The 9,496-nt window shown below is 27.4% G+C and carries 8 protein-coding genes; 5 read left to right on the forward strand and 3 right to left on the reverse strand.

The genetic code is table 11. The annotated features are described in order from the left end of the window. Positions 1–62 precede the first annotated feature (62 nt). Entirely contained in the window at positions 63–644 is a 582-nt protein-coding gene (nadD, locus tag BFL38_RS07605; RefSeq protein ID WP_069726483.1) for a nicotinate (nicotinamide) nucleotide adenylyltransferase, read from the forward strand. A gap of 22 nt (positions 645–666) precedes the next feature. Continuing rightward, the gene (locus BFL38_RS07610; RefSeq protein ID WP_069726484.1) at positions 667–1,566 is read left to right on the forward strand and encodes an ABC transporter substrate-binding protein; all 900 of its coding nucleotides are present in this window, start codon (positions 667–669) and stop codon (positions 1,564–1,566) included. 49 nt (positions 1,567–1,615) lie between these two features. Here the strand turns inward: BFL38_RS07610 and BFL38_RS07615 are convergent, their stop codons facing one another. The 3 genes from BFL38_RS07615 to gyrB all read right to left on the reverse strand — a co-directional run bounded on the left by BFL38_RS07615 (position 1,616) and on the right by gyrB (position 4,877). Next, entirely contained in the window at positions 1,616–1,918 is a 303-nt protein-coding gene (locus tag BFL38_RS07615; RefSeq protein ID WP_069726485.1) for a PTS sugar transporter subunit IIB, read from the reverse strand. Between the two features lie 16 nt (positions 1,919–1,934). After that, the gene (locus BFL38_RS07620) at positions 1,935–2,900 is read right to left on the reverse strand and encodes an NAD(P)-binding domain-containing protein (protein ID WP_069726486.1); all 966 of its coding nucleotides are present in this window, start codon (positions 2,898–2,900) and stop codon (positions 1,935–1,937) included. A 66-nt stretch (positions 2,901–2,966) separates the two neighbouring features. Then, positions 2,967–4,877 carry a DNA topoisomerase (ATP-hydrolyzing) subunit B gene (gene gyrB / locus BFL38_RS07625; RefSeq protein ID WP_069726487.1) on the reverse strand — a complete coding sequence of 637 codons (1,911 nt, stop codon included), beginning with the start codon at positions 4,875–4,877 and terminating at the stop codon, positions 2,967–2,969. A 197-nt stretch (positions 4,878–5,074) separates the two neighbouring features. Between gyrB and BFL38_RS07630 the strand changes: the two genes are divergently transcribed. From BFL38_RS07630 to BFL38_RS07640, 3 genes are all read left to right on the forward strand, one after another. Further along, positions 5,075–7,615 (forward strand): helicase C-terminal domain-containing protein, encoded by a 2,541-nt coding sequence (locus tag BFL38_RS07630; protein ID WP_069726488.1) that lies wholly within the window; start codon positions 5,075–5,077, stop codon positions 7,613–7,615. Positions 7,616–7,732: 117 nt separating this feature from the next. Beyond that, on the forward strand, positions 7,733–8,920 hold the full coding sequence (locus BFL38_RS07635) for a hypothetical protein (RefSeq protein WP_069726489.1): 1,188 nt from the start codon (positions 7,733–7,735) through the stop codon (positions 8,918–8,920). A gap of 57 nt (positions 8,921–8,977) precedes the next feature. Further along, the coding region (locus tag BFL38_RS07640; protein WP_142950332.1) for an Rpn family recombination-promoting nuclease/putative transposase at positions 8,978–9,496 on the forward strand (519 nt) is incomplete at its 3' end.

The following is a 9,496-nucleotide window of genomic DNA, read 5'->3' on the forward strand; positions in this document are numbered from 1 at the left end:
TTGCAAATTATTAAGCTAAATATTAAAATGTATGACAAAATTAAATATAGGTTTTATAAATTATGAGAATAGCTATTCTAGGCGGTACTTTTGATCCTCCTCACTTAGGGCATTTAATATTGGCTGATACTGTTATAACTAACTGCAATTATAATAAAGTCATTTTTATACCGGCAAAAATTCCTCCGCATAAAAATATAAGCGGCGAGGCATCAAATGAAGACAGACTCAATATGCTTAAACTTTCAATACTAAATGATGAAAGATTTTTATTAGATGAATATGAACTTCGTAATGAAGGAGTTTCATATACTATAAATACATTGAATTATCTATATAAAAATTATGATATCGAAGGAAAAATCGGACTTATAATAGGTGCTGATTTGGTAAAAGATTTTGATAAATGGAGAGAACCTGAAAGAATTGCTGATATATCAGATATAATTGTTGTGAATAGGGAAGACGATGAAAATCTATATAAAGAAAATATTGATAAATATAAGATTAAAATTATAATGGCTCCTCGTATAGATATATCATCAAGTCTTATTAGAAATAGAATAAAAGAAAAAAAAGGATTCAGATATTTTGTAACAGAAAAAGTTTATGATTATATAGTATCAAAGAAACTATATTCATAAAATTTAGAAATAGGAAAATAAAATGAAAAATATAAAATTAATATTCATAATACTTTTTATTTTTATAAGCAGTCTTTATACTCAGGAAATGTATCTTCTTAGCGGTCCTACAGGAATAGGCGGTCTAAAAATGCTTAAAGATTATAAGGGAGTAAATATTCACTTTGTAAATGCTCCTAATAATATGCTTTCATTAATAGTTAAAGGGGAGGCTGATATAGCGGCAATTCCTGCTAATATGGCAGCTATAATTTTTAACAGACAATTAGATTATAAAGTTATTGCTGTAATATCAGAAACTCAGCTTTTTATAGTATCAGCGAATGAAAAAATACAGACTATAAATGATATAAAAAATAAAACTGTATACTGCGGTACTAAATTGGCAGCACCAGATTTGATGCTTCAGTATTTAATATCAAAAGAAAATTTGCCTAAAGTTAATATTAATTATTCTTTAAGTAATCCTGATTTAGCAAAAGCAGTTGCCTCAAAAAATGCAGATATTGCAATATTGCCTGAACCTTTTGTGTCTTCTGCTATGCTTGAAAATAAAGATGTGCATATAGTTGTTGAGATGTCTAAATATATTGAGAATTATCCTGTGGCAGTTCTTATAGCGAAAAATACTTTTATTAATCATAATATGCCATTAGTTAATGAAGTGCTTAAAGAATATAAAAAATCTACTGATTATATAATAAATAATAAAAATGAAATAGAAACTCTGATAAAAGATTCATCTATGATAATTAATGCTGAAGCTGCTGTTTATGGTATGAATAGAATGGGACTTACTTTTTACAGCGGTGAAAAAATGAAATTTGCTTTGAATAGTTATTATAATTTTTTATACAATTTTGATAAGAAATTAATAGGGAATAGAATACCTTCAAATGAATTCTATTATATAGAAAAATAATATACTGCTGCATAATACAATTATTTTGAATTATGCAGCAAATTAATAATTATTTATGTTTTAATTCATCTAAATATCCTGAAGCTTCAAGTTTTTGTTTAAACTCTTCTTCAGATAATATATTTTTTATTCCTATTACTTTAGTGCCATTTTGTTCTGTATGTTTGAAATCATCAATAAAATTATTAGGGCAGAAAATTAAATCATAATCGCCTGTTTTACAATGATTCATATCGCAATGATCAATTGATAAATTATCTACTCCTAATTTTATCAAAGCCATTTGGGCTTTTTCTTTCATCATTAAACTAGTGCCTGTTCCATTTGCACAAACTACCAATACTTTTAACATAATTAACTCCTGATTATTAAGAATTCTTTATTAATTCATGTATATATTTAACTATATCAAATCCTGCATTTAATGCTTTAGCAATAGATCCGCCTGATTTGTATAGTATATCCCCTGCTATAAATAAATTTTTAATTGAGCTTTCATGATTTTCATTAACTTTAGGTACTCCAAACTCATCTAATTCTATATTGCATCTTTTTAAGAAGTCTACAGGAGCAACACCTCCTAATGCATATATTACTCTGTCATAAGTATCTTCTGTACCATCAGTATAATGTACTAATACTTTTCCTTCTTTATCTTCTATTGAAGTTATATCAATTCCAAGTTTTGCTTTTACCTTTCCGCTTTCTATATCTTCTTTAATAGTTTCCAAATTCTTTTCATTTGGTCTTGTGAATTCAGCTTTTCTATAATTAATTGTAACATTATTGTCTTTTCCTAACAAATAAGCGTATTCAACAGCTGAATTTCCTCCTCCTACAACCAAAACTTTTTCATTTTCTTTGCATTTATAAATATTAAAATTTACTACAGCATTAAGACTAGCCGGTATAGGATAATCAGGTTTATTCGGTCTGCCCATTTTACCAATAGAAGCTACAACATATTTTGCTGTATATTTTTTATTATCAGAAGTGTTTACTTCTAAATATTCTCCATTTTTATGAATAGATTCAACTTCAGTATTAAACATAGCCTCTATATAGTTTCCGAATAAACATTCGCTGAATAAGTCTAATACATCGCCTTTTGTTGCAGTTTCAAATTTTATGTTTCCCTTTAAATCTAAAGCCTCACCCTTATAATCTTTATCAACTCTCTTATCATCTTTATAAAATTTTCTGATAGTTGTGGAGTGATTATCGCCTTTTTCTATTAAAAGAACTTTTTTTATTTCTAATATAGAAGCCTCAACAGAAGCAGCAATTCCTCCCGGACCGCCTCCTACTATAATTAAGTCATATTTATTATCCATAATTTCTCCTTTTTTTAAATATATAATTAAAATACATTTGAAATAGAGATATTTACAAATATGTAATTAAACATCTAAATTTTTAACATATCTCGCATTAGATTCAATAAAATCTCTTCTAGGTTTAACTTCATCACCCATAAGCATAGAGAATAATTGATCTGCTTTTTCTGCATCTTCCGTTAATACCTGATACATAAGTCTTGTTTCCGGATTCATAGTAGTTTCCCATAATTGGTCAGCATTCATTTCACCTAAACCTTTATATCTTTGTATATCATATTTTCTGTCTTTATTTTCAGATAAAATTTTATCTCTTTGCTCATCAGAATAAGCATATACAAAATTTTTCTTGTCAAAACTTATTTTATACAATGGAGGAACAGCTATAAATATATGACCTAAATCTATTAAAGGACGCATATATCTAAAGAAGAATGTTAAAAGCAAAGTTCTTATATGAGAGCCGTCAATATCAGCATCAGCCATTATAATAACTCTTCCATATCTTATCTTTGATATATCAAATGAAGAACCAACCCCGCATCCCAATGCCGCTATTATAGGCTTCAAACTCTCATTATCTATAATTTTATCAAGTCTAGCTTTTTCTACATTCAAAACTTTACCTCTAAGCGGTAAAATAGCTTGGAAATGTCTGTCCCTTCCTCCTTTAGCAGTACCGCCTGCAGAGTCTCCCTCTACAAGATATACTTCGCATTTATCAACTTCCTGCTCTGAACAGTCAGCCAATTTTCCCGGTAAAGAATCGCTTTCTAATGCATTTTTTCTTCTAGCTAAATCTCTTGCCTTTCTTGCAGCTTCTCTAGCCTGTGCAGCAGATATGATTTTTTCTAATATAGCCTTTATAACTTTTGGGTTTTGTGAAAAATAGTCATTTAAACCTTCCACTACAAGTTTTTCAGTTACAGCACGAACTTCTGTATTACCTAATTTAGTTTTTGTCTGTCCTTCAAACTGAGGATTAGGTATTTTTACAGATACTACAGCAACAAGCCCTTCTCTTGTATCTTCACCCATAAATGTTATTTTGTTCTTTTTATCTAATTCAAGCTTTTTGGCAAAATCAGTATAAACTCTTGTTAAAGCAGTTCTAAATCCCACTAAATGAGTACCGCCCTCTGTTGTATTAATATTATTACAGTATGTAAATATATTTTCATTATAAGCATCAACATACTGCATAGCTACTTCTACATCAGTTTTATCCTCAGTTTTATGAAGATAAATAGGCTTGTCATGCAATGCTTTTTTATTCTCATTAAGGTGGGTAATAAACATCTCTATACCTCCCTCATAGTAGAATTCATTGCTTACAGTTTCAGATTCTCTTTTATCTGTAAGTGTTATCCTTATGCCTCTATTTAAGAAAGCTAATTCTCTTAATCTATTTGCAAGAATCTTATAGTCATATATTGTAGTTTCAAATATATCAGCATCAGCTTTAAATGTTACAGTAGTTCCATTTTTTGTGCTTGTTCCTACTTCTTTTACAGGCTCTTCCGGAACTCCTCTATGATATACTTGTCTGTATAATTTGCCGTCTTTTCTAACTTCAGCAATAAGCTCTGTACTTAAAGCATTAACTACAGATACACCTACACCATGCAAACCTCCTGATACTTTATATGTTTCATTATCGAATTTACCGCCGGCATGTAATTTAGTCATAACAACTTCCAAAGCGGAAATCTTTAGTTTAGGATGCATGTCAACAGGTATGCCTCTTCCATCATCTTCTACTTTTATTATATTGTCTTTTTCTATAGTAACAGTTATATTCTTACAATATCCTGCCATAGCTTCATCTATACTATTGTCTACAACCTCATATACTAAGTGATGCAAACCTTGAGCACCTGTAGAGCCTATATACATACCAGGACGCTTCCTAACAGGGTCTAATCCTTCTAAAACTTGAATATTTTTCGAGCTATATGTTTTTTCTGCAGCCATATTTGTAATTTTCCTCTTTAATTTGTTTTCAAATTTTAATGAATATATTATACAATGAATAGCTAAATATTACAAATCAAAATTACAGTGTTTTTATATAAAAGTTAGAATCTTCTAATTATTTATTTTTTCCATTTTTTAAATATAAAATTAATAATTGACAAAGATTTCGATATATACTATATTATTATACTAATATGAATAATAATTATGCAAAAGAAATAGATAATGTATTTTCCATAGATGCAATTAATTATATGAGAAAGGCAATAGTAGATGCCTATGGTAATGAAGTATATTTTGGAATAAATTTTAATGCTTATGGAATACTTGACTATATAGAGGTTATGGCAAGGGGAAATAAAGATTCTGTACCTGCTATAATATCATTATCATTAGAATTTGATGCTGTAATTCATAATCACCCATCTGGACAGCTTACACCATCAAGAGCAGATTTAGCAATAGCAAGCGAACTTGGAAATAATGCAGGAGTAGGTTTTTATATAGTTAATAATGATGTTGATGATTATTATGAAGTTGTAAAGCCTATAAAAGCAGAAAATGTTAAAACTATAGATGCTCCAGATGCTTTATATATGTTTACAGAAAATGGGCTTTTAAGTCAATTATTAAAAAAGTACGAATACAGACAGGAACAGACTGAATTAGTTGAAGCCACTATAGAAGCATTTAATAATAATAAACATTTAATATCGGAAGCAGGCACTGGAATAGGAAAATCTTTTGCATATTTAATACCTGCTTTACTATGGCTAAAAGAAAATAAAACAAGAATAGTTATTTCTACAAACACTATAAATTTACAGGAGCAGATTATTTCAAAGGATATACCTTCTATTATAGGGGGAATTGCTCCGAATGTGAAATATGCTTTGGTTAAGGGCAGAAATAATTATGTATGCATCAAAAAAGTAAAAGATGCTTTGAATGATACTGATAAGCTAGATTTTGAAGAGCAGATAAATTTCTTTGAAGATATAGATCATTGGCTCAATATAACTAAAGATGGTTCTATAACAGATTTAGGATACAAACCTAAAGGCGAATTATGGGAAATGGTTTGCTGCGATACAGATACCTGCACTCATAGAAAATGCGAATATTTAGAAGATTGCTACTTCTATAAAATGCGTAAGCAGTTAAATGCAGCTCAGTTACTAATAGTTAATCATCATATACTTTGTGCAGATTTATCTTTATACGCTGAAACTGCTGGACGATATAGTCTTCTTCCAAGATATACAAAAGTTTTAATCGATGAAGCACATAATTTTGAAAACTCCGCTTCAAGTTACTTCGGTGATGAAGGAAGTAAAAACGGAATATTAAAGGCACTTTTCTATATTTCAAGGATAAAGAAAAATAAAAGACTTGGCGTTATAGAAAGTATTAACAATATGCTCAATGAAAAAAAAGCATTAATTGAAAAGCATGAATACGATGAAATACTTGATTTAATAAACAAAGCACATGATTTAACTTCAAGGGTTAGAAATGTTGCTGAAGATAAATCAAAAGAGTTTATAAATTACTGTCATAAAAATATACAGACTAAAGAGGGGCTAGGATATAAATTCAGAATAAGCCCAGAGCTTGTAAGCACTAATCATTGGAAAAATGACGGATTAAAGCCTCTTAGAGAAATGGTGCTTTCAATGACTTCCCTTGTGAATATATGCGATAAATTATATAAAAAGTTTTTTGATATTGCTATTGAAAAAGATTTTGATTATGAAGAAATTGCTCAAATGTCTAATGCTTATTTGGAGAGACTTAAAAGACAATTAGTATCATTAAACTCTGTAATAGATTATAAAAAAGATGAATATATAAGATGGGTAGAGACAAGACTCACAAAAAAAGGAAATCTTATTCTTAATTGGCATTTAACACCTGTAACAGTAGCAAAGAATTTAAATGATTTTCTATATTCAAGATTTGATACTGTGGCAATGTACTCAGCTACTTTAACTGTTTCTAAGAGTTTTAATTTCTTTTCAAACAGATTAGGTTTTGATTATATAGAAAAAAATAAAAAAATAGAAATATATTTAGAATCTCCATTCAATTATGAAGATAATGCAAGACTCTATATTGCAACTGATATGCCTGATGTGGCTTCTGATACTTTTAATGATTTCACCTCAAAGGTATTATTAGATGTATGTAATATCACAGGAGGAAGGGCTTTTATATTATTCACATCTTTTGCCTCTCTTGTAAATGTATATGAAAACACAGCTGAAAAATTAAAATCTAAAAATATAAATGCTTTGGCTCAGACTGCTTCTGTACATAGACATACTTTACTTGATATGTTTAAAGCATCTTCCAATAATGTACTATACGGAGTAGATTCTTTCTGGGAGGGAGTTGATGTAGCAGGTAAAAATTTAGAAGTAGTTATTATACCAAAACTTCCTTTTGCTGTACCTACTGATCCTATAAGCGAAGGAAGATACAGATATATTGAAGAAAATGGAGGAAATGCATTTTTAGATTATGCTTTGCCTTTTGCTGTTATAAAGTTCAAACAGGGATTCGGACGCCTTATAAGAAGCAAAGATGACAGAGGTGTTGTATTTGTTCTTGATAAAAGACTTTACACAAAAACTTACGGTACTCAATTTATTCAATCACTTCCTAATGCTAAAATTTTAAGAGGAAGTATGAGAGAAATTTTCAATGATATGAATAATTTTTTTGATTATTAAATTTTTATATATTATCTATATTCAAAAATCTCAAGCACATAAATACTTTACAATTTATAATTATAGATTATAATCAATTGTCAATTATTAATAAAAAAATAATAAAGGTTATGAAAAATGTCTGAAAATAAGTTAATGAATTTAAGCAGCAAAAAAATAATATATTTCATATTAGTATTTATATTAATGATAATTTCTTCTATTCCTGCGAATGTATATATATTATTCTTTGATACTGAATACGATACTGAAAAATTAATTTACAATATGATTTTTAATAGTTTTTATTTTCAAGTTTTTTACTTTTTCTGCTGTTCATTTTTATTTAGTATAAACAGTAATTTTGAAAATGTTAATAAAAGAACAATACTAATAACATTTTTATCATTTTTACTTGTATTTTTGCTTAGCATATTTACTTCAGCACCATTAAAAGATTCAATACCTGATATGCTTAAATTTTTTATGTCTAATATAATGATTAATAAAAGCATATTATCTTATATAATGTTTTTTATTATAATACTTTTAGCTGATAACAATTTTAAGAATAATACATATAATAGTTTTACTAAGCTAGGAGATATAATTGTATTTTCTACAATAGCTGCAATTATTGCATTTGTATTTTGGGTATTTATTGTTTTTTTATATAATAAATTTATTTTTAGAACTGATATAGCATCTGATTTAGAACCGTTAATTGAAAAACTTATTTTTATGTCTATTGTATTTGTTTTTTCTATAATACCTTTTATATTTTTCTTTGTGCAAAAGAGATTTAAAACTGTTTTATCAATATATATTTCACGCGGATTATTATTTTTATATTCATTTTTAATATTTGCTTTATTTTTTGCATTGCTATATGAACCAATAAGACCTTTTTACAATACCAAGTCTTTTATAATTTATAATGTATTATTAATTTTATCTGTTTTTACTTTATACTTTATAAGAGCTGATTATAAAGCTGGAGTAATAACAAAAGCAATATATATAATATTTCCTATACTAGCATTATTATTTAATATATTAGTATTAGGGACAAGTATATACAGAGTAATTATTTCTGAAGTTAAAATAAATTACATTTCTATTGCTGTCCTTAATATAATAATAGCTGTTAATTTAGTATATATTATAATACAAAATATAAAGTCTATAATAAAGATATTTAAAAATAATATTAATATAAATGAGGCAGTGATTGGAAATAATAAAATATATAGTTTCATTTATATTTATGGTATCTACTCATTTATTTTTTCTTTTATAGCTCCTATAATAATTAAATTTTTATAAAAAATATATAAATTCTACAAACTTTACTTTTATAATGATTTTTTGTATAATAATACTATGAAAGATTTGGATAGATTAAAACAAATATTAAATGAACCTGTTACCATTGAAAATTTAAATAGAATTAATGATTATTTTATACGCTATTTATTTTCACATACTGGTAATGAAAATATAGCTTTAAACTTTATTAATGCCGTATTTAAAGATTTAAACTTTGAAACTTTCAAGAAAATAGAAATACTTAATCCATTTAACATAGCGGATAACTATGACGAAAAAGAGTCTATAGTTGACATCAAAGCTACTACAGAAACAGGTATAACTGTTTTAATAGAAATACAAGCCAGAGGAAATGAAGATTTTATAAAAAGAGCTTTGTATTACTGGGCTTATAATTATAGTTCTAGTTTAAATAGAGGGGCTTTTTATGATGAATTAAAGCCTACTGTGAGTATTAATATCACAAACTTTATACTTACAGATGAAGATAAAGTGCATAGCTGTTACGTATTAAAAGAGTTAAATAACAATAAAATTCTGGTAGCTTTGATGTCAACTATGTCTCTTGCGAGA

Source organism: Brachyspira hampsonii (genome assembly GCF_001746205.1).
Classification (GTDB): Bacteria; Spirochaetota; Brachyspiria; order Brachyspirales; family Brachyspiraceae; genus Brachyspira; species Brachyspira hampsonii_B.

Coding starts and splice junctions, on each gene's coding strand:
- nadD (WP_069726483.1), top strand. CDS start 63: ATGAGAATAGCTATTCTAGGCGGTACTTTTGATCCTCCTCACTTAGGG.
- BFL38_RS07610 (WP_069726484.1), top strand. CDS start 667: ATGAAAAATATAAAATTAATATTCATAATACTTTTTATTTTTATAAGC.
- BFL38_RS07615 (WP_069726485.1), bottom strand. CDS start 1,918: ATGTTAAAAGTATTGGTAGTTTGTGCAAATGGAACAGGCACTAGTTTA.
- BFL38_RS07620 (WP_069726486.1), bottom strand. CDS start 2,900: ATGGATAATAAATATGACTTAATTATAGTAGGAGGCGGTCCGGGAGGA.
- gyrB (WP_069726487.1), bottom strand. CDS start 4,877: ATGGCTGCAGAAAAAACATATAGCTCGAAAAATATTCAAGTTTTAGAA.
- BFL38_RS07630 (WP_069726488.1), top strand. CDS start 5,075: ATGAATAATAATTATGCAAAAGAAATAGATAATGTATTTTCCATAGAT.
- BFL38_RS07635 (WP_069726489.1), top strand. CDS start 7,733: ATGTCTGAAAATAAGTTAATGAATTTAAGCAGCAAAAAAATAATATAT.